The organism is Streptomyces sp. MMG1533, from assembly GCF_001279775.1.
GTDB lineage: Bacteria > Actinomycetota > Actinomycetes > Streptomycetales > Streptomycetaceae > Streptomyces.
Genome location: NZ_LGDG01000292.1, coordinates 1 through 18,867 on the forward strand (window position 1 = coordinate 1; position 18,867 = coordinate 18,867).

Annotated in this window: 19 protein-coding genes, 1 tRNA gene and 1 pseudogene; 13 read left to right on the forward strand and 8 right to left on the reverse strand. The window is 68.5% G+C overall.

The features are described from left to right. Together ADK57_RS45985 and ADK57_RS48620 are read right to left on the reverse strand one after the other, a co-directional pair. Window positions 1–1,324: hypothetical protein (locus ADK57_RS45985; RefSeq protein WP_053755806.1), on the reverse strand; the 1,324-nt coding region annotated here is incomplete at its 3' end. 166 nt (window positions 1,325–1,490) lie between these two features. Further along, entirely contained in the window at window positions 1,491–1,619 is a 129-nt protein-coding gene (locus ADK57_RS48620) for a DLW-39 family protein (protein WP_003999697.1), read from the reverse strand. 338 nt (window positions 1,620–1,957) lie between these two features. Here ADK57_RS48620 and ADK57_RS45990 point away from each other — a divergent pair, with 338 nt between their 5' ends. The 3 genes and pseudogenes from ADK57_RS45990 to ADK57_RS45995 all read left to right on the forward strand — a co-directional run bounded on the left by ADK57_RS45990 (window position 1,958) and on the right by ADK57_RS45995 (window position 6,200). Beyond that, the gene (locus ADK57_RS45990) at window positions 1,958–2,317 is read left to right on the forward strand and encodes a DUF6344 domain-containing protein (protein ID WP_053755766.1); all 360 of its coding nucleotides are present in this window, start codon (window positions 1,958–1,960) and stop codon (window positions 2,315–2,317) included. A gap of 474 nt (window positions 2,318–2,791) precedes the next feature. Further along, a pseudogene (locus ADK57_RS48625) lies at window positions 2,792–2,972 on the forward strand (DnaA ATPase domain-containing protein); the annotation flags it as partial. Between the two features lie 1,425 nt (window positions 2,973–4,397). Continuing rightward, the gene (locus tag ADK57_RS45995; RefSeq protein ID WP_420711987.1) at window positions 4,398–6,200 is read left to right on the forward strand and encodes an IS481 family transposase; all 1,803 of its coding nucleotides are present in this window, start codon (window positions 4,398–4,400) and stop codon (window positions 6,198–6,200) included. An 82-nt stretch (window positions 6,201–6,282) separates the two neighbouring features. On the opposite strand, the gene ADK57_RS46000 is transcribed toward ADK57_RS45995, so the two are convergent. From ADK57_RS46000 to ADK57_RS46010, 3 genes are all read right to left on the reverse strand, one after another. Next, entirely contained in the window at window positions 6,283–6,768 is a 486-nt protein-coding gene (locus ADK57_RS46000; protein WP_053755807.1) for an NUDIX domain-containing protein, read from the reverse strand. 19 nt (window positions 6,769–6,787) lie between these two features. After that, on the reverse strand, window positions 6,788–8,002 hold the full coding sequence (locus tag ADK57_RS46005) for a helix-turn-helix domain-containing protein (RefSeq protein ID WP_053755768.1): 1,215 nt from the start codon (window positions 8,000–8,002) through the stop codon (window positions 6,788–6,790). 234 nt (window positions 8,003–8,236) lie between these two features. Continuing rightward, on the reverse strand, window positions 8,237–8,605 hold the full coding sequence (locus ADK57_RS46010) for a winged helix-turn-helix domain-containing protein (protein WP_053755769.1): 369 nt from the start codon (window positions 8,603–8,605) through the stop codon (window positions 8,237–8,239). 147 nt (window positions 8,606–8,752) lie between these two features. On the opposite strand from ADK57_RS46010, the gene ADK57_RS46015 reads away from it, so the two are divergent. The 10 genes from ADK57_RS46015 to ADK57_RS46060 all read left to right on the forward strand — a co-directional run bounded on the left by ADK57_RS46015 (window position 8,753) and on the right by ADK57_RS46060 (window position 15,152). Continuing rightward, entirely contained in the window at window positions 8,753–9,106 is a 354-nt protein-coding gene (locus ADK57_RS46015) for a hypothetical protein (RefSeq protein ID WP_053755770.1), read from the forward strand. Window positions 9,107–9,108: 2 nt separating this feature from the next. Beyond that, window positions 9,109–10,464, forward strand: a complete 1,356-nt coding sequence (locus ADK57_RS46020) for an FtsK/SpoIIIE domain-containing protein (protein ID WP_053755771.1) — start codon at window positions 9,109–9,111, stop codon at window positions 10,462–10,464. A gap of 84 nt (window positions 10,465–10,548) precedes the next feature. Beyond that, complete coding sequence (locus tag ADK57_RS46025; RefSeq protein ID WP_053755772.1) at window positions 10,549–11,238, forward strand: DUF2637 domain-containing protein; 690 nt, start codon at window positions 10,549–10,551, stop codon at window positions 11,236–11,238. 20 nt (window positions 11,239–11,258) lie between these two features. Further along, entirely contained in the window at window positions 11,259–11,441 is a 183-nt protein-coding gene (locus ADK57_RS46030; RefSeq protein ID WP_053755773.1) for a hypothetical protein, read from the forward strand. A 6-nt stretch (window positions 11,442–11,447) separates the two neighbouring features. Beyond that, on the forward strand, window positions 11,448–11,639 hold the full coding sequence (locus ADK57_RS46035) for a mobile element transfer protein (protein ID WP_053755774.1): 192 nt from the start codon (window positions 11,448–11,450) through the stop codon (window positions 11,637–11,639). A 199-nt stretch (window positions 11,640–11,838) separates the two neighbouring features. Further along, complete coding sequence (locus tag ADK57_RS46040; RefSeq protein ID WP_053755775.1) at window positions 11,839–12,165, forward strand: hypothetical protein; 327 nt, start codon at window positions 11,839–11,841, stop codon at window positions 12,163–12,165. A gap of 87 nt (window positions 12,166–12,252) precedes the next feature. Then, the gene (locus ADK57_RS46045) at window positions 12,253–12,438 is read left to right on the forward strand and encodes a hypothetical protein (protein WP_053755776.1); all 186 of its coding nucleotides are present in this window, start codon (window positions 12,253–12,255) and stop codon (window positions 12,436–12,438) included. After that, window positions 12,431–13,810 (forward strand): replication initiator protein RepSA, encoded by a 1,380-nt coding sequence (gene repSA, locus ADK57_RS46050; protein WP_053755777.1) that lies wholly within the window; start codon window positions 12,431–12,433, stop codon window positions 13,808–13,810. Before ADK57_RS46045 ends, repSA begins: the two co-directional genes overlap by 8 nt. Then, on the forward strand, window positions 13,807–13,995 hold the full coding sequence (locus ADK57_RS46055; protein WP_053755778.1) for a helix-turn-helix domain-containing protein: 189 nt from the start codon (window positions 13,807–13,809) through the stop codon (window positions 13,993–13,995). The genes repSA and ADK57_RS46055 overlap by 4 nt, the downstream gene beginning before the upstream one ends. Next, a complete protein-coding gene (locus ADK57_RS46060; protein WP_053755779.1) occupies window positions 13,995–15,152 on the forward strand; it encodes a tyrosine-type recombinase/integrase in 1,158 nt (385 codons plus the stop codon). Before ADK57_RS46055 ends, ADK57_RS46060 begins: the two co-directional genes overlap by 1 nt. Before the next feature lie 55 nt (window positions 15,153–15,207). On the opposite strand, the gene ADK57_RS46065 is transcribed toward ADK57_RS46060, so the two are convergent. From ADK57_RS46065 to gyrA, 3 genes are all read right to left on the reverse strand, one after another. Next, window positions 15,208–15,284, reverse strand: a tRNA-Ile gene (locus ADK57_RS46065). A gap of 111 nt (window positions 15,285–15,395) precedes the next feature. After that, entirely contained in the window at window positions 15,396–16,244 is an 849-nt protein-coding gene (locus tag ADK57_RS46070) for a DUF3566 domain-containing protein (RefSeq protein ID WP_053755780.1), read from the reverse strand. Window positions 16,245–16,262: 18 nt separating this feature from the next. Next, window positions 16,263–18,857, reverse strand: coding sequence for a DNA gyrase subunit A (gyrA, locus tag ADK57_RS46075; RefSeq protein ID WP_053755781.1), 2,595 nt, complete (start codon window positions 18,855–18,857; stop codon window positions 16,263–16,265). Window positions 18,858–18,867: the final 10 nt, after the last annotated feature.

The following is an 18,867-nucleotide window of genomic DNA, read 5'->3' on the forward strand; positions in this document are numbered from 1 at the left end:
GCCGACGCCCCAGCCCCATCCACACCCCAAGCACCACCAGCACCACGGTCCCCCCGCCGATGCCTCCGGCGGCAACCACTTTCATCAAGGCGTTCCCGCCCGCCGCAGCCGTCTCCCCACCCGCCGACGCCGCCGTCTCCCGGGCCTGTCCCGTGGCCTGGAAGACGTCCCGCGGCTCGGACTGCCCCGCGTACGCGGGACCGGCCTCCGCGGCGTTCGCGACCCGCACACGCAGGGTCAGATCGAAGGGCCCGTCGCCGAAGTCGTCGGCCGTCTGCGTCGCGAGATGCACGACCAGGTAGTACGAACCGGCGAACCGCATGCCGCTGACGTGGTCGGAGACGGCAAAGCGGTTGGCGTACGCGACCGGCGGCAGCGGTCTGAGGGCCGCCGACTTCTGGCTGCCGTTGTAGCCGACCCCGTCGTCGTCGACGTGGCCGCGCACGGGGTTGTAGAGGGACAGGGTCAGCGCACTGGCCACGAAGCCGCCGTCGCTGCTCACGCTGCCCAGTTCGGCGGTGGCGTAGAGCTGCTGGCCCCAGTCGACGGGCACCTCGTAGAAGAGCGTCTGGCCGGGCCGGACGTCGTCGCGCCAGACACCCTGTCCCACGGACGTCGCCGCGGCGAAGCCCGCACCGCCCGCACGGCGCTCGGGTTCGCCGCTGGGAGCCGCGGGCGAGGCGGAGTCCCAGGCCTCGGGCGCACTCGTCGCGCCGGCCTGCGCGAGTCCCGGCTCGGACACGGGATCGAGCTCCAGATCCCACTCGTCCAGCAACGACGGGGAAGCACCCGTGCCCCTCTGCACGCGCTCGACGAGCACGTAATACGTGCCGGACCCCTTGCATATGGACCCGCTGCGCGAGGCCTCGCGCTCTCCCAATGCCGTGATGGGGTGAGCGCTCCGGCCGGCCCCGATGCTGACCGTGTCGACGGAGCAGGTGTGACTGTCGGCGTCCTGGAGCGACACCTTGACGCCGTCACCGGCCGAGACCGTCGCGCCCGCGGGCGGGACGGCCGTTACGGAGACGTATGCGTTTGACGTGGCGTCGAGTTCGAGGCGGTAGTAGAGCTCGCCGGTGGCGGGGAGTGTGCTGCGGTACGTCGTGCCGGGTGCCAGGCGTGCGGCGTCCGCGGTGCTCGTCGCGCCGGGAACCGACCGGGCGTCCTCGTCGAAGTCGTACGAGCCCGCTGCACCGGCCGCCCACGCGGGCGGACCGCCCAGCAGCGCCGTCACCCCCAGCACCACGCCCACGGCGGCCACCCGCACGACGGCCCCACGGCCACGCCGTGTCGCCGCCCGCCACCACGCCGTACGCCGCCCCATCACGCGCCACCCCTCGTCGTACACCGGACCGGGACCGTGGCCCATCCTGCCCCGCGGCGCCGCCCGCCATCCGCGCAATCCGTACGAGCGTCCGAAACACCCGGCTCGCAACACAAAACCCCGACCGCGAGGCGGCCGGGGTCTGTTCAGAATCCGATGTCGGTACTCACGAACCCGTGGGCACGGAGTCAGTCGCCTCCGTCCACAGATCCTGCTCGGCGCGATCCGCCTGGATCTGGCGGTACACGAGGAGCCCGCCGATGGCGGCCAGTGCGACCAGGAGAAGCTTCTTCACCGCGCGACCTCGTCTTTCCTTGACGTAGGGGACCTCTGGCGCCCGACTATACACACCGACCGAGACCGATCGGTGACCTGCGTCGGGCCCTCAACTCCCGTCCGGAACACCCCAGTAGAAGCGGATGAAGGCGCTCCGATCAGAGGGTGACGACACCCTCACGGCGGGTCAGTTTGATCACCTTTCTCCCGTATCCCCTCATTTTCGCCCCTCTTGCACCCATCCGAGTGGTGTTCATCCGAAGATCGACGCGCCACAGGCGTCGGTCCACCACTTCGCGGCCCTCATACACATGATGAGGAAAGTACGCAAATCGCCCAACCCGAAAGTGAGGGGCCATGGCCCAGAACAAGGTCATGAAGCTGTGGACCGCCATCGTCACCGCCTTCCTGGCGCTGTGCACGACGCTCGGCCTGATCACGACGACCGCCGCCGCGGCCGTACCGCAGACCGAGACGACCCGCAACAGCACCGCACACACGACGACACCGGCGAAGCCCCTCTGGTCCTGGTCCTGCACCAGGGACCTGCCCCCCACGATGAAACAGCGCATCCGCGCCGAGGCCCACGGCAAGACCCCCAGCTGCCGCCACCGCCCGCCGGCGGACACGGACGCCGAAGCGGAAGCGGACGCGAGTACGGAATCGAGCACCGGGACGAGCCCGGACGCGGCCCCGGCAGCCCCTCTCCGACACTGACGGCACACCGCCGACCCAGCACACTGACGTAACGGCGAACTTGCGTACGCCCGCAGAACACACCGAGCCCCGACCGCACACCGGTCGGGGCTCGACTGCATCCCAGCCCCCCGGCCCAATCCTGATCCCGATCCCAGTCCCCGTCTCAGCCCCAGCCCCAGCCCGCCCGTAGCCCAGCCCGCAGCCCGCAGCCCGCAGCCCGCAGCCCGCAGCCCGCAGCCCGCAGCCAACCATAAACGCGAAAGACCCCCAACCATGACCGGTTGGGGGTCTTTTCGCTGGTGGGGCTAACAGGATTTGAACCTGTGGCCTCATCCTTATCAGGTCGATCACGGGGCGGACATGGCGTTGGCCAACCCCTTCGCGGCTTCGGGCTCTTAACCGCTTAGGTTCGTGCTTGACCGGGAGCATCCGCGCTTGTTGGTGTCAGACGCTGATGTCAGGAACGGGGACTTGGTTGACAAGCGCTGACTCATAGTGCCCAGCACCGTGCGGTACGTGAGCTCGGAGGAGTTCACCAACGAGTTCATCAACTCCATCCGCGACGGCAAGGGCGACAGCTTCCGCAAGCGCTACCGCGAGATGGACATCCTGCTCCGACGACATCCAGTTCCCGGCGGACATGGAGTCGACGCAGGAGCAGTTCTTCCACACCCATGCACGCCGACCGCAAGATCCGCAGCCTGTGGCCGAACGGCGCTCCATCTACAACTAGGTGACCGAGCTGACCAACCGCATCAAGGACGTGTGCGCGAGATCGATGCGATCACTGGGCGGATACCAGCAAGGAAGGCGGAGAACGGTCATCGCCGCAGAAAAAAATTGCGTTTATACCCATCTCTGGGACCATCCATGCATCGTGCGACCAGTTTTCGCCGCCTGACAGGCTGAACTTTGGTGACCCTAGGAGAGTTCGCCTGCGTCGGCGTCCTACTCTGCAGAGGGCGCTAGAGGAGCTGGCCAGCGCGGGCATCGACGTCAGCGACGGCAAGAGTGTCACTCACGTCAGATGGCGCCTCTCCCCTCGCCCTTGTCTGTTCCGGCCGCGTTCGTGAGGGGTGCTCTTGATCGTTCTTGGTAGCGAAGGGCACCTACTGTCAGTGCGGTGCGTCAGACTAGATCCGCGGCCGTCAGGGCCTCCACCGGAAACGGCGGCGGCCCCCTGGTCCTACGCAGGAGGCCGCCAACACCGTCAGGAACATCAACCAAGGGAGGCCGAGATTCCCAGCAACAAGAAGTGTAGGCGCCAGGTCGGACATCGACCTACTTCGAAGATCGCGCAGCCGTCGCGAGAGCGCGACCGTAAGCACGTCCACCTTGCGGAACGGTCCGCCCGGCGACACTTTCGCCGGCTCCTGCACTCCGCTGGCGATGAGCTGGTGCGCGTCGCCGTCAAGGCGAGCTTGAGCGGCATCGGAGTGCTTGCGCTGTACTGGTGGAATCACCACCAGTGAGCCGTGTCGAGGAGTGTGCTGGTCCAATCTGGTAGCGGCACACTCCGGACTGCTCATCAGCAACCCACCACTACCCCAGCTCCCATCCCGTCCGCCGTCGACCCACACACCGTGGAGCGGGCGTGGTTCATGGCGTCCAGGTGGAGCGCGCCACTGTACGAACGACCTGGACGCCATGGGCCGCGTCTGCTCGGCTCTGCCTGGGTCGGCTCCCCGCGCACACCACTACGGGCCCGCGGCCGGGAACGGCGCTCCCTCCATCCCGGTGCCGGCCGATCCCCCGCCGGAGGCATCGCCTTGACCGTGGGCCGCGCAATGCGGTGATCGACTCATGGCCACCGGCCCTATCCACATGTGGGCGCGCGTCGGCGGCGGCAGCGCCGAGCGGGCCGAAGGCAGGAGCGCGGGCGCAGCCAGAGCCGGGAAGCGCGCCCGGCGGAGCGGAGCGCAGCCGGGGCTTGATGAAGTAGAGAAAGTCTTACCGCACCGCGGTTCGGGTCGTGTGTCCGGTCCCGGTAGATGCTTGACACTTCGGTCCCAGCTGATGGTTGACGGTGGCCGTGATCGGCTTTTCTGTGCGCGTCGTTGCGGCGTGTGGCAGGAGGCCGGGATTGGCTCTGGTGGAGTTGTCGGTTGTCGAGCAGAGATACCGGGCTGTGCTCGCGGTGCTGGCGGGTGCGACGGTGACGGAGATCGCCGCGTCGCTGGGGGTGTCGCGGCAGACGGTGAGCGGGTGGAAGTCGCGGTATGCCGCCTCGGGCTTGGCGGGGCTGGCGGACCGGTCGCGCAGGCCGGCTTCATGTCCGCATCAGGCTTCCGCCGAGGTGGAGACGGCCGTGTGCGAGCTGCGGCGCAAGCACCCTCGCTGGGGGCCGCGGCGGATCGCTCATGCGCTGGAGCGTTCGGGGGCGGTGAGCCCGCTGCCGTCACGGATGACGGTGTATCGGATCTTGGTCCGGCATGGTCTGGTGGAGCCGGGGGTTCGGCGGCGGAAGCGGTCGGATTACAAGCGCTGGCAGCGGGATAGGCCGATGCAGCTGTGGCAGATGGACATCGTCGGCGGGGTGATGCTGGTCGACCCGGTGACCGGTGAGCTGACCGAGGCCAAAGTCGTGACCGGAGTGGATGACCATTCCCGGTACTGCGTGATCGCGTCGGTGGTCGAGCGGGCGACCGGACGGGCGGTCTGCTCGGCGTTCGCGGGGGCCCTGCGGAGGTTCGGGGTGCCGGAGGAGGTGCTGACCGACAACGGCAAGCAGTTCACCGACCGGTTCGGGCATGGCGGTGAGGTGCTGTTCGACCGGATCTGCCGGGAGAACGGGATCGCGCATCGGCTGACGCAGCCGGCGTCGCCGACCACGACGGGCAAGGTCGAGCGGTTCCATCAGACGCTGCGGCGTGAACTCCTCGACGACTGCGGTGCGTTCGAGAGCATCCAGGCGGCTCAGACGGCGCTGGATGCGTGGGTTGAGGAGTACAACTCGGTGCGTCCGCATCAGGCGCTGGACATGCAGTCTCCTGCGGATCGGTTCGCCCCGGTTCCCGAGTCGGAGCGCGATGTGCTGGGCTTGCGGGTTCCTGGGGTGCTGGCGCTGGTGCCGCAGCAGCGGACGGCGCCCGTGATCCCGGATCCTGCCGATGTCGTGCCCGAGGGTCCTGCGGATCCGCCTGAGGCGGTGCCGGTTCCGGTCGGGTCCGGTGGGCCGGTGGAGTTCGAGCGGGTGGTGCCTGCGAGTGGGAATTTGCAGGTTGCGGGCAAGCAGTTCTGGCTGGGTCCCACGCGGTCGGGGCTGACGGTGACGTTCTGGGCCGACACCTCGGTGATCCATCTACTGATCGCCGGGACACGGATCAAGACCGTGCGCTCGCACCTGTCCGTCTCTGATCTGGCGGTGCTGGCGGCCCGAGGAGGACGTGCGGCCGGGCCGGCACCGCTGCCTGTCGGTGACGGGGCGGCGTTCGAGGTGGACCGGGTCGTGAACAACAGCGGGCTGGTGGGCCTGGGTGGGCACCAGGTGCTGGCCGCGGAGATTCTCGGCGGGCGCCAGGTGGGCATCCGGATCGACGGTGAGACGCTGTCGTTCTTCGACCTGTCCTCGCGGGAGCTGCTGCGGGTGCGGCCCAACCCGCTCAGCTCCGACGAGGTCCAGCGTCTGCGCGGTCTGCGGCCCGCAGGCCCGGCCCCGCGGCCTGGCGTCGAGCCGGTCCGCGTGCAGCGGCGTGTCAGCGCGGTCGGCACGGTCATGGTCTGCCGCCAGACCGTCTCCCTCGGCCGCCCCTACGCAGGCCAGACCGTGACCGTGCACGTGTCGGACACGACGATCACCGTCGAGCTGGACGGCCAGATCCGGGTCATCCGCCGCACGACCGACGTCCCGGTCCGTAACGTGAAAGCGAACAAGCCCCACAAGGGTTTCTATGTTGTCTAGGCCCACCGTCAAGCATCAGGTGAGACCAGAACGTCAAGCATCAGCTGGGATCCGACAGCGGTTCGGGTCGTGCTCGTCACGATCATGCAGCTCGGCTATCAGGCTTCTGCCCGTGCTCCAGGTAGACCGGTGCTGCCTCGGTCCGGGCCTCTGCCGCTGCCAAGATGCGTCGGGCTAGTCGTGGGATAGTGCGCTGGGTGATCTCGTCGGGGGAGAAGTAGGCGAAGCTCTTCAGTTCGTCTGCCTGCAAGCTGATCCTTGCGAGGTGATCGGGGCTGAGCTGGCCGCCGTCGAAGAGGTACAGCACCTTGTCGCCCTCGGCCTCGTTGGGCGCCCAGTCAACGGCCAGTAGGCGTCCGAGGTCGGGTGTGATCCCCAACTCTTCGTGAACCTCGCGGATGGCAGCGTGAAGCGGTGACTCACCCGTCTCGACGTACCCGCCGGGGATCTCCCAGTAGCTCTTGTAGGTGGGCTCCACCATGAGGACTCGTCCGGCGGCATCAAAGAACAGCGCACCCGCGGCCATGCGCGGATGCGCCATCTTCGCTTCCTGTTCGTTCGCTGCCATGATGCCGAGCGTACCCAGCTCAGACGACATGCAGCCTGTCGGCCAGGTCTGCCAGAGTGCGGCTCGGTCGGCCGCGCTGGTTCCTGACCCAGGTGAGCACCAGCTCGCGCGCGAGGTAGTGACTTCGCACTTGCTCGGGTGCCCAGCTCTCCGCTTCGAGGATCTTCGCCAGTGCGTCATCCATCCTGTTGTGTGAGCTGAGCGCCCTGGCTACTTCGAGGTTGTGACGGGTACGCCGCTCGGTTGGCAGTCCGGTGGTGTCGATCTGCGGGCCGAGATCTACCGCTACCTGCATGTCCCCCAGCTCGGCCGCCGTGGCCACTCGGTGGATGGCGACGTTCGTCGGGCCGAAGGCGGTCCATACGTGGTTGGCATCGCTTCCGAGTCGCCGCGCTGCCTGGTCAGCCTCCCCGAGAAAGGTCTGAGTGGTGCTGCGGTCCTCTGCGCGGGCCGCCGCCATCGATCCTGCGAGGAACAGCGTCCCGTAGATCGACAGGAACTCCGGAGTGGCCTGGTCCATGCCTGGGCGGAGGTACTCTCCCGCGTCGCCGACGAGCTGCACGGCGGCATCGAAGCGGCCGTTCGACAGCAGGCAGTGAGCCACGGACCGGAAGAGCGATCCGGTCACGACTGCGTTCCCGGACTGCTGCGCTGCCGCCAAACCGCGGTCGGCGGCGATCCATGCGAGGTCAGTTTCACCGAGCTTGGTCAGCACCATGGCTGCGCCTTGATAGGTCATCGCCATGAGTTCGTGGGCTTGCTCGCGTTGCCGTCCCTCGTACGCCTGAGCGGCAATGAGCACGTCAGCCAGCAGGAGGGGCAGATGCCGGGTCGCGAACCCGTAGCGGGAATCCTGGTACGCGTCCCAGACTTCGGCGACGCTTGTGCGCAGCTCGTCGAGCGGGGTCGGCTCCCCCTCGGTGGTGACTCCCAATAGGGGAGTGAGTTGGCGGTAGTTCATCAGCGCCGAGCGAAGCGCCGGCACAGTTCGAGTGCCGCTGTCCGCCGTCCATTCCAACAGGGTCGGCTCCGCCAGCAGGTCGCCCAGTGTCACGTCCAGGGCGTCGGCCAGTGACTTGATGACCGAGAGTCGGTCCAGCTCCAGCCGGTTGTTCTCGGCCTTGCTCAGCCAGTCGACCGTACGGCCGACGAGTCCAGCCAGGACCTCTTGGGACATCCCACGCCTGCGGCGGTACCAAGCGACTCGTTCGCCGATCGTCAGGTTCGTCGTCATTCCTCGCATGGGAAGAGCGTCCCCCCGTCTCTACGTGGGACCCCGGAGGGATTTTCCGGGGTACTGCGGCGATCCGCTCCTAGCGTTGCTGACAACCCCAGGGGATGTCAGACCGAACGCGCGACGAAGGGGCCACGATGGCGCTGACCCCGGCCGAAGTAGTGGAACTGATCAGTGAAGTCAGAGCACTTGGTGAGGAGGTGGCCGAACTGGAGAGCCGTGCCGAGGCGATGGTCAGCCGTCTTGAGGCTGGTTCCGGACCAGTTGCTCAATCTGATCCATCCGCTCCGCGAGCCGACGCACATCCCGGCGGACCTCGGACAGATACTCGGTGATCTGCTCGAACTCCGGACTGTGCTTCGCTGGGCGAGCCTCGCCGGGCAGGGTGACGTAGCTTCCCTTGCCCTGGTGAGAGATCGCGTAGCCGTCCTCACGGAGACGAGAGATCGCCTGCCGAGCCACGGTCCGCGAAACGCCGTGTGTGGTCATCAGCTCAGTCTCGGATGGCAGCTTCTCTCCCGCAGGGAGCTCCCCGTCACGGATTCGCCGCTTGAAGTCGTCGGCGATCTCCAAGTATTTCGCTCGCCCGGTGAAGTCGGCCATAGCCCCTCTCAGTGCTTGTTGCACTAAGTGCAGCACACCAGACAGACAGACGTCGAGAGCTACTTGACGTACTAAGTACTTCAGGTGCACTCTCGAAGCAGGCCGACGTACTAAGTACGTCAAGTTGATCGAACTAGGAGCGCGCTCATGCGTCAGATTCCCGTCGACACCTCCAACGCGACCGTGATGGTCGCCAAGGCTCCGCAGCCCAAGGTCAAGGACCGCCGGACCGGTGAGATCGCCATCGACAAGGACGGCGTCACCCTGATGACGGTGGAGGTCATGTTCTCCACGCCCGACGAGGTGGAGATTCTCAAGCTCACCGTCCCGCAGCCGGGCGTCTCGGAGGAGCTGACCATGGGCACTCCGGTCGCGCTGACGGGCCTGGTCGCCTCGGCGTGGGAGAACGAGTTCAACGGCCAGAAGCGGCACGGCATCGCCTTCCGTGCGGTGGCCGTGACCTCGCTGGCCGGTGCGGCTTCGCAGTCCAAGGCTGCCTGATCATGACCTGGTTCATGGTCGCTCTGGTGCTGGTCGTCGCTGCCGCGGGTCTACTGCGGTGGCGGCGCCCCGCCTGGTACTGGCTGACCTTCGGGGTCACCCTCGCCACGCTGCGGGTCCTGGTCCGCTACGCCTCGGTCATGGACGCCTGCGGGCTCACGGTCCCGCCCTCCCGCTGGCGCCTGGCTCTGGCCCGGATGGCCAACCGGCCCGTCCCCGAGTCCCGTCCGCCGCGCATCCTGCGGATCCGCCCCACGCGCACCGGCCTGGTCCTGCGGCTCGGCCTGCGCCCCGGACAGGACGCTTTCGACGTCTCGGCGGCCTCAGACCGGCTGCGCCACTCCTTCAACCTGTACGGCGTCACCTCGCGTGAACTGCGCTCTGGCGTCGTCGAAGTGCGCATGACGGGCTATGACGTCCTCAAGCGGGTGCAGATGCCCGCCCGGACCGATACCCGCCCGATGCGGGTCCCGGTCGCCCTGCGTGAGGACGGCTCGGTGCACTACCGCGACTACCGGGCGGTTCCGCACGGGCTAACGCTGGGTGCCACGGAGTCCGGGAAGTCCGTCTACCAGCGCAACCTGGTCGCCGGACTCGCCGCCCAGGACGTCGCCCTGGTCGGCATCGACTGCAAGCAGGGAGTCGAACTCTTTCCGCTGGCACGCCGGTTCTCCGCGCTCGCCGACAACCCGGACACCGCCCTCGACCTCCTGGAAGCCCTCGTCACCCACATGGAAGGCGTCTACCAGCTGATCCGGGCCAACCAGCGGATCACCGTCGACGTGCCCGACGCGGAGATCGCAGCCGACATCTGGGACCTGCCCGAGGATCTGCGCCCCGTCCCGGTCGTCGTGCTGGTCGACGAGGTCGCCGAACTCGCCCTATTCGCCACCAAGGACGAGGAGAAGCGGCGGGACCGCATCATCACCGCCCTGGTCCGCCTCGCCCAGCTCGGCCGCGCCTCCGGGATCTACCTGGAAATCTGCGGCCAGCGCTTCGGCGCCGAACTCGGCAAGGGCATCACGATGCTCCGCTCGCAGCTCACCGGCCGCACCGCCCACCGCGTCAACGACGAAACCTCCGCCAACATGGCCTTCGCAGACATCTCCCCGGACGCCGTCCTGGCGGCCGTCCAGATCCCCACCGACATGCGCGGCGTCGCCATCACCGGGGACTCCTCCGGCGGTTGGGCCCGCATCCGCGCCCCGCACACCACGCTGCGCGAAGCCGTGAACATCTGCAACAAGCACGCCGACCGCGTCCCGGACCTGCCCGCCCTGGCGGCCTTCCGCCCCGCGGTTGCCCCGCTGCCCTCGGCCCGGGTGCCGCTGTCCAAGACAGCCCCCGCCACCGCCTGATCCCTCCCCCGCTCTCCGGTCGGCGCGACCGCCTTCGCGCCGGGTCCCTACCTCCGCCATGCCTCATCACCGGAAGGAGCCGTGATGGCCCGCACCGCCCTCCGTGTCGACGCCGTGCTCGTCCAGGCCGTCATTGCCGGGGCACTGTCCTTCGCCCACCTCCACGACCTCGCCGCCGCTGCTGGACAAGACGGCTGGAAGGCCTGGGCCTACCCCATCTCGGTTGACCTGCTCCTGGTCGCCTCCTGGCGGCGGCTGCGCTCCGATGGCCCGTCCCGGCTGGCCTGGTGCTGGTTCGTGATCGCGCTGGTGGCCTCGCTCGGCGCCAACGTCGCCACCGCCGGACTCCTCGACCTCCAGCAGGTACCGGCCTGGCTCCGCATCCTGGTCGCCGCCTGGCCCGCCCTGGCCTTCATGGGTGGCACCCTCCTCGCCCACTCCACCACCGACCACTCTGCACCCGAAGCGCCGGCCACTACACCCGACCTCGAACCGGTCACCTCACCTGAGCCGGAAGCCGCCCCAGACGCGCTGACCGAGGCCGAGGAAACCCCCGCGCTTCCCGCCGCTGAACCCGCCCCGACGCCGGAGCCTGTCATGGCTGCGCCCGCTGTCCCGGCTCCTTCGGTCCCGGCCGCGCTGATCGACCACGCCCGCAAGGTCGCCGACGACCACCAGACCCGGACCGGATCGCCGATCGACACCGACACCCTGCGGGCCCGCCTCGGCGTCCCGCCCCAGCTCGCCCACGCCATCTCCGCCCAACTCACCTGACCAGACGGAAGGAACCCCGGATGACCAACAACCCGGCCGACCTGACGAGCGCCGACTACCTCGACGGTGCCCGTGAGATGCACGCCGCCGGACGCCCCTACCTGGCCCACCTTCTCGCTGAGGAAGCCGCACAGCGCACCACCGACCCGGCCACCGCAGCCGGTATCCGCACCCAGTTCCCCGCCCCCGCCCGGAAGGACTGACCCGACATGCCTGCCCGCGACCACTTCCACTCCGTGATGCGGATCGGCCCCGTGCAGATCGGCACCCACCGCGACCGCAACGGCCGCACCAAGCACGCCGCTGTGTGCACCAACGACCGCTGTGGCTGGTCCGCCGACTACTCCAGCCAGTCCGCCGCTCAGCTCGCCGCCCGCACCCACCGCTGCCGCGTCCGTTAGGAGGCCACCGCCATGGACGTCCCCCTCTGGTTCGCCCTCGCCGTCGTCGGCTACCTCGGCTGCAAGCTCATCCGCCCGCCGCTCTGGCTGGTCCTGGTGCTCCTCCTCGGCGGCTACCTCATCACCTCATCGCCGACAGCCTCCTCGCCCCGGTCATCAACACCGCCATCAAGTAACCACCTGCGAAGGGAGATCCACCATGTTCCGCCCCAAGCTCCCGGCCATGCCGCAGCCGACCGGCTTCAGCATCCCGCCCATCGTCGAGCCGACCGCCGTCATCCAGCAGCAGCCGACCACCGCCCCGGCGCCCGCGCCTGTCGCCACGGCCCCCGCATCTGTCCGGCCCACCGTCCAGCTCACCCCCGGCGCCGTCGTCGCCCTGGTCGGTGGTGGGACGGCCGTGGTCCTGGTGGTCGGTGCCGTCCTGGTCTCGATGCTCCTCGCGGTCGCCACCACCGGCGCCTCGGTCGCCATCTGCGCGCTGGTCATCCGCTCCCTGATCGCCTCGGAGAGCAAGCGCCGCTGACGGGCCCCCGGGCGGCCTCAACCGCCAAGTCTGCGCCGCCCGGGAACCGTGCCCCACTCCGATCTCGCAACCGGAAGGAACCCCAGCATGACCGACCACACCGCACCCTCGCCCCGCATCTGCCCGAACTGCGACGGCCAGGCCTCCGCCGCCATCACCCTCGGCGGCCGCGACAGCCGCGGCCACCTGCGCACCATTACCGCCCACTGCCCGGCTTGCCACGGCACCGGCACCGCCCGCCGCTCGTCCGTCCGGGAGGGCGCCCGTGCCTGACCTGCTGGACGACCCGGTCACCCTCGGCGATTTGCTGAGGGTGGCCTCGGCCGACGACTACGACCGCTGGCACGAACAGATCCGCCGCACCGGCGGCTGCGCCGACCCCATCCATCTCACCGGCTGGACCCTCGCCAAAGACAAGACCACCGGCGAGACCCTGCACCACTACTCCACCGACAACGAGCCCGGCGGACGCCTGCGCGTCGCCTGCGGAAACCGCCGCGCCTCCCGCTGCCCCTCCTGCGCCTGGACGTACGCGGGCGACACCTACCACCTCATCCGCGCCGGGCTCGCCGGAGACGACCGCCGCGACATCCCCGCCACCGTCCGCGACCACCCCCGCGTCTTCGCCACCCTCACCGCACCCTCCTTCGGCCCGGTCCACAACCGGCCCGACCGAGGCGTCTGCCGCTGCGGCGCACGCCACCTGTCCGACGACCGGACGCTCGGCACGGCACTCGACCCGGCAACCTACGACTACGCGGGCGCCGTCCTCTTCAACAACCACGCCGGACAGCTCTGGCAGCGCTTCACCAACCGCCTCCGCCGCGAGATTGCCGCCCGCGCAGGACTCACGCAACGGGAGCTGAAAGAGGCCGCACGGCTGTCGTACGGCAAGGTCGCCGAATTCCAGAAGCGTGGCGCCCTGCACTTCCACGCCGTGATCCGCATCGACGGCCCGGACGGCCCCGACACCTCGCCGCCGTGCTGGGCAACGGTCGACCTCCTCGCCGACGCGATCCGCGCCGCCGCCGCGCACTCCTACACCTCGGTCTCCGTGCCGGCCGTTTCAGACCAGCCCGCCCGCACCTTCCGCTGGGGCACACAGCTCGACGTCCGACCGGTCAAGGCCTTCGGCGACGGCTCCGACATCACCGAACAGGCCGTCGCCTCCTACGTCGCCAAGTACGCCACCAAAGCAGCCGAGAACACCGGCACCCTCGACCGCCGCATCGGCGAACTCTCCGAACTCGACCGCCACCAGGTCCCCGACCACACCCGCCGCCTGATCGAAGCCTGCAAGCAGCTCGACCCGCTCTACCCGGACCGCCGCATCTGGGCCTGGGCTCACATGCTCGGCTTCCGCGGCCACTTCTCCTCCAAGTCCCGCCGCTACTCCACCACGCTCGGCGAACTCCGCCAGGCCCGAGCCGACTTCCGCGCCGCACAGGAACGCCAAGCCCTCGGCCTCGAGGACCGCGAGCCCGACACCGTCCTCGTCCTGGCCGACTGGCAGTACGCCGGACACGGCCACACCCCCGGCGAATCCGCCCTCGCCGCAACCATCGCCCGCGACCTCCAACACAACCGCGAAACCGCCCGCGAAGCCCTACACGACCAACTCACCCAGGAAGGCGCCGCCGCATGACCACCGCCACCGCCGAACTGCTGACCGTGGGGGAGGTCATGGCGCAGCTCAAAGTCGGCCGGACCAAGGTCTACGACCTGATCCGCACCCACCGCCTGGTCTCAATCAAGGTGGACGGCTGCCGCCGCATACCCGCCGACGCCGTCCGGGACTTCATCCTGGGCCGGATCGAGGAGGCTGCCTGATGGCGAAGCGTCGGCCCAACGGCGGCGGCACGATCACCAAGCGGTCCGATGGCCGGTACCAGGGCGCCGCCTACGTGACCGATACGGACGGCAACCGGGTGCGTAAGTACGTGTACGGCCGGACGTGGGACGAGGCGAACGAGAAGCTCAGCAAGCTCCAGGACCAGGAGCGCAACGGCATCCCCGTGCCGTCCCGGTCCTGGACGCTCGGGGAGTGGCTGGCCTACTGGCTGGAGCACATCGTCTCACCGGAGCGCGAGCACAACACGTACGTGAAGTACGAGTCCAAGGTGCGGCTGTACCTGCTGCCGCATCTCGGCAAGAAACCGCTGGTCAAGCTCACCCCGGCACAGATCCGCGTCTTCATGGCGGCCCTGACCCGGGAGAAGGTCGGCGCCTCGGCCCGCTTCGAGGTTCTGCGGGTGCTCCGCAACGCCCTCAACCGGGCCATGCGCGAGGAACTGATCACGCGGAACGTCGCTCTCCTGGTCGACATGCCCAAGGTCAGCAAGGACAGGGGGACAGCGTGGAACGCTCGGGAGGCGATCGCCTTCCTGCGCTCGGTGCGTGCCCACCGGCTCTACGCGGCCTGCGTCCTCGTCTTGGTCCTCGGCCTCCGCCGCAGCGAGGTGCTCGGGCTGCGCTGGCAGGACATCGACTTCGAGGCCGGCCGTTTCACCCCGGTCAAGCAGGTGCAGCGGGTCAAGGGCGTGGGCCTGGTCCTCAAGGACCTCAAGACGGAGTCCTCACAGGCCGTGCTCCCGCTCCCCGAGTTCTGCGCCCGTGTCCTGGATGAGCGGCGCGAGCTGCAAGCGCTGGAACGGAAGATCGCCGGTGAGCACTGGTCGCAGGAGCCGGACCATGACCTGATCTTCTCTGCAGAACACGGCGGCATGATCGACCCGGTGGGCTTCTCCCGCACCTTCGACCGGCTCGTCAAGCGGGCCGGTGTGCGCCGGATCACGGTCCGCCTCGCCCGCCACACCTGCGGGACCCTGCTCGCCTTCCTGAAGGTGCATCCCAAGGTCGCCCAGGCGATCCTCCGGCACAGCCAGATCAGCATGACCATGGACGTCTACACACACGTCGTCGGCGACAGCGAACGGGAAGCGGTCGGGATGCTCGCCGAGCTTCTGGAAGATCCACTCATCGGCTGATGTCAGCCGTAGATGTCAAAGACCTCCTACTCACGTGAGTAGGAGGTCTTCTCGCTGGTGGGGCTAACAGGATTTGAACCTGTGGCCTCATCCTTATCAGGGATGCGCTCTAACCAACTGAGCTATAGCCCCGCCGCGCTCTGCGGTGTGTGTCCCGCGCGCTGACTCCTGAAGATTAGCGCACGACGTGGGCAGTCCCAAAATCGGTATCCGGTGACCGTCAGCAGGCAGGTGACGGCACGCTCACTCGTCCTCCGCCAGCGTCAGCTCGACGCCGCCGACGAAGCCCGCGGAGAGGTTGTAGATGAACGCGCCGAGGGTCGCGAGGGCGGTCGCGAGGACGACGTCGATGACCGCGATGATCGTCGTGAACGTCAGGACGTTCGGGAGGGACAGGAACGACTGGAGGTCGAAGCCGTTCGACTCGTTCGAGCCGGTGGCCTCCGAGATCGTGCCGCCGACCGTCGAGAAGACACCCATCGCGTCCATCACCATCCACAGCATGGCGGCAGCGACGATCGTGCAGATGCCCAGCGCGATGGAGAGCAGGAAGCTGACCTTCATCACGGACCACGGGTCGGCCTTGGCCACCCGCAGGCGTGCCTTGCGGGTGCGGGGCGTGGTGCGCGCACCGGTCCTGGGGCGGCGTACCGCACCCGCCGGGGCGGGGGGAGCCTGCGAAGGGTAGGCCTGCGGCGGGTGGTAGGGCCCGGTGGGCTGCTGCGGCTGCCGCTCCCCGGGCAGCGGGGAGGTCGCCTCGGGCGGCGTCGGCTGAGCCGACGGCTGCGGCTGAGGCTGGGCGCCCGGAGCGGCCGTGGCCTGGCCCGCGCCGGTGGCGGGCCGCTGGGCCTGCGGACCTCGGGTGTCCGTCACAGTTCCCCCCTGGGATCCATGCGTGTCGGGCGAGGGCGAATCGGTCGCGGGGGACCTGATCGCCTGCAAGTTGGTCGTATGCGGGTCTGTCGTGCCCGCGCCCGTCGTGTGCGAGTCTGTCGCATTCGCGGCGGAGCCACGGCCGCCGCCGTCCGTTTCCTTACCGGCAGAGGTACCGGTCGAGGTACCGACCGAACCGGCGCCCGTGGCTCCGCTCACGATGACTCACTCCTCGTGCTACTCGGTCGGGGGCGCCTCGCCCTCGTCCGTGCCGGTGGTCGCGGCTCCTTCGGCGGTCTCGTCGACGGCCACGTCGCCGTCGACCTCCTCCGCCTCGCGTCCCGCCTCGGCGTTACGTGCGATGCCGACCACGGCATCGCGCTTGCCCAGGTTGATCAGTTGGACGCCCATGGTGTCACGGCCCGTCTCCCTGACTCCGTTGACTCGCGTACGAATCACACCGCCCGACAGTGTGATGGCGAGGATCTCGTCGGTCTCCTCGACCACCAGCGCACCGACGAGCGACCCACGGTCCTCGACGATCTTGGCGGCCTTGATGCCGAGGCCGCCGCGACCTTGAACGCGGTACTCGTCGACGGCGGTCCGCTTCGCGTACCCACCGTCCGTAGCAGTGAACACGAACGTACCGGGTCGAACAACATTCATCGAGAGCAGCTGGTCGCCCTCGCGGAAACTCATGCCCTTGACACCCGAGGTGGCACGGCCCATGGGACGCAATGCGTCATCCGTGGCAGTGAACCTGATCGACTGGGCCTTCTTGCTGATCAGAAGCAGATCGTCCTCGGCCGAAACGAGTTCGGCTCCGATCAGTTCGTCGTCCGAACCGTCCTCCGTCTCACGGAGGTTGATCGCGATGACACCACCGGAACGCGGCGAATCGTAATCCTTCAGAGGCGTCTTCTTGACCAGACCGCCCTTCGTGGCCAGCACCAGGTACGGCGCCACCTCGTAGGTACGGATCGCGAGGATCTCGGCGATCGCCTCGTCCGGCTGGAAGGCCAGCAGGTTGGCGACGTGCTGTCCACGCGCGTCACGCCCGGCGTCGGGCAGCTCGTACGCCTTCGCCCGGTAGACACGGCCCTTGTTGGTGAAGAACAGCAGCCAGTGGTGCGTCGTGGAGACGAAGAAGTGGTCGACGATGTCGTCTTCCTTGAGCTTCGCTCCGCGCACGCCCTTGCCGCCGCGCTTCTGGGCGCGGTAGTCGTCGGTCTTGGTGCGCTTGACGTAGCCGCCGCGCGTGACCGTGACGACGATGTCCTCCTCGGCGATCAGGTCCTCCATGGACATGTCGCCGTCGTAGGGCACCAGCATGGTCTTGCGGTCGTCGCCGTACTTCTCGACGATCGCGGCGAGTTCCTCGCTGACGATGCCGCGCTGGCGGACCGGGGAGGCGAGGATCTCGTTGTACAGCCTGATCTTCGCCTGGAGTTCGTCGTGCTCCTGGATGATCTTCTGGCGCTCCAGGGCGGCAAGTCGCCGCAGCTGCATCTCCAGGATCGCGTTCGCCTGGATCTCGTCGATCTCCAGGAGCTCCATCAGGCCCATGCGCGCGATGTCGACGGTGTCGCTGCGCCGGATCAGCGCGATGACCTCGTCGATGGCGTCCAGGGCCTTCAGCAGACCGCGCAGGATGTGCGCCCGCTCCTCGGCCTTGCGCAGCCGGAACTTCGTACGCCGGACGATGACCTCGATCTGGTGCGTCACCCAGTGACGGATGAACGCGTCGAGGGACAGCGTGCGCGGGACCCCGTCGACCAGCGCCAACATGTTGGCGCCGAAGTTCGTCTGCAGGTCGGTGTGCTTGTAGAGGTTGTTCAGTACGACCTTGGCGACCGCGTCCCTCTTCAGGACGATCACCAGACGCTGGCCGGTACGCGACGACGTCTCGTCCCGGACGTCCGCGATGCCACCGATCTTGCTGTCCTTCACCAGGTCGGCGATCTTCTGCGCAAGGTTGTCGGGGTTCACCTGGTACGGCAGCTCGGTGATCACCAGGCACTGGCGGTTCTGGATCTCCTCGACCTCGACGACCGCGCGCATGGTGATCGAACCGCGACCCGTGCGGTACGCCTCCTCGATGCCCTTGCGGCCCACCACGAGGGCGCCGGTCGGGAAGTCGGGGCCCTTGATGCGCTCCATGAGCGCATCAAGCAGCTCCTCGTGCGAGGCCTCCGAGTTCTCCAGGTACCACTGGGCGCCGGCCGCGACCTCGCGCAGGTTGTGCGGCGGGATGTTGGTCGCCATGCCGACCGCGATGCCGGCCGAACCGTTGATCAGCAGGTTCGGGAAGCGGGCCGGCAGGACGGTCGGCTCCTGGGAGCGGCCGTCGTAGTTGTCCGTGAAGTCGACGGTCTCCTCGTCGATGTCACGGACCATCTCCATCGACAGCGGTGCCATCTTGCACTCGGTGTAGCGCATGGCCGCCGCCGGGTCGTTGCCCGGAGAGCCGAAGTTGCCGTTGGAGTCCACCAGCGGCATCCGCATCGACCACGGCTGCGCGAGGCGGACCAGCGCGTCGTAGATCGAGGAGTCGCCGTGCGGGTGGTAGTTGCCCATGACGTCGCCGACGACACGGGCGCACTTGTAGAAGCCGCGCTCGGGGCGGTAGCCGCCGTCGTACATGGCGTACAGCACGCGGCGGTGGACGGGCTTGAGACCGTCCCGGACGTCGGGCAGCGCACGCGAGACGATGACGGACATCGCGTAGTCGAGGTACGAGCGCTGCATCTCCGTCTCGAGCCCGACGGGCTCGACACGCTGGGCGATGTCGCCGCCTGCTTCGGGCGTGACGGGGGTGTTCTCGTCGGCCATTGCTGGTGAG

Excerpts from the sequence above, each read along its gene's own strand:
- ADK57_RS45990 (WP_053755766.1), top strand. The coding sequence starts at position 1,958 with ATGGCCCAGAACAAGGTCATGAAGCTGTGGACCGCCATCGTCACCGCC.
- ADK57_RS46000 (WP_053755807.1), bottom strand. The coding sequence starts at position 6,768 with ATGGCAGCGAACGAACAGGAAGCGAAGATGGCGCATCCGCGCATGGCC.
- ADK57_RS46005 (WP_053755768.1), bottom strand. The coding sequence starts at position 8,002 with ATGACGACGAACCTGACGATCGGCGAACGAGTCGCTTGGTACCGCCGC.
- ADK57_RS46010 (WP_053755769.1), bottom strand. The coding sequence starts at position 8,605 with ATGGCCGACTTCACCGGGCGAGCGAAATACTTGGAGATCGCCGACGAC.
- ADK57_RS46015 (WP_053755770.1), top strand. The coding sequence starts at position 8,753 with ATGCGTCAGATTCCCGTCGACACCTCCAACGCGACCGTGATGGTCGCC.
- ADK57_RS46020 (WP_053755771.1), top strand. The coding sequence starts at position 9,109 with ATGACCTGGTTCATGGTCGCTCTGGTGCTGGTCGTCGCTGCCGCGGGT.
- ADK57_RS46025 (WP_053755772.1), top strand. The coding sequence starts at position 10,549 with ATGGCCCGCACCGCCCTCCGTGTCGACGCCGTGCTCGTCCAGGCCGTC.
- ADK57_RS46030 (WP_053755773.1), top strand. The coding sequence starts at position 11,259 with ATGACCAACAACCCGGCCGACCTGACGAGCGCCGACTACCTCGACGGT.
- ADK57_RS46035 (WP_053755774.1), top strand. The coding sequence starts at position 11,448 with ATGCCTGCCCGCGACCACTTCCACTCCGTGATGCGGATCGGCCCCGTG.
- ADK57_RS46040 (WP_053755775.1), top strand. The coding sequence starts at position 11,839 with ATGTTCCGCCCCAAGCTCCCGGCCATGCCGCAGCCGACCGGCTTCAGC.
- ADK57_RS46045 (WP_053755776.1), top strand. The coding sequence starts at position 12,253 with ATGACCGACCACACCGCACCCTCGCCCCGCATCTGCCCGAACTGCGAC.
- ADK57_RS46055 (WP_053755778.1), top strand. The coding sequence starts at position 13,807 with ATGACCACCGCCACCGCCGAACTGCTGACCGTGGGGGAGGTCATGGCG.
- ADK57_RS46060 (WP_053755779.1), top strand. The coding sequence starts at position 13,995 with ATGGCGAAGCGTCGGCCCAACGGCGGCGGCACGATCACCAAGCGGTCC.
- gyrA (WP_053755781.1), bottom strand. The coding sequence starts at position 18,857 with ATGGCCGACGAGAACACCCCCGTCACGCCCGAAGCAGGCGGCGACATC.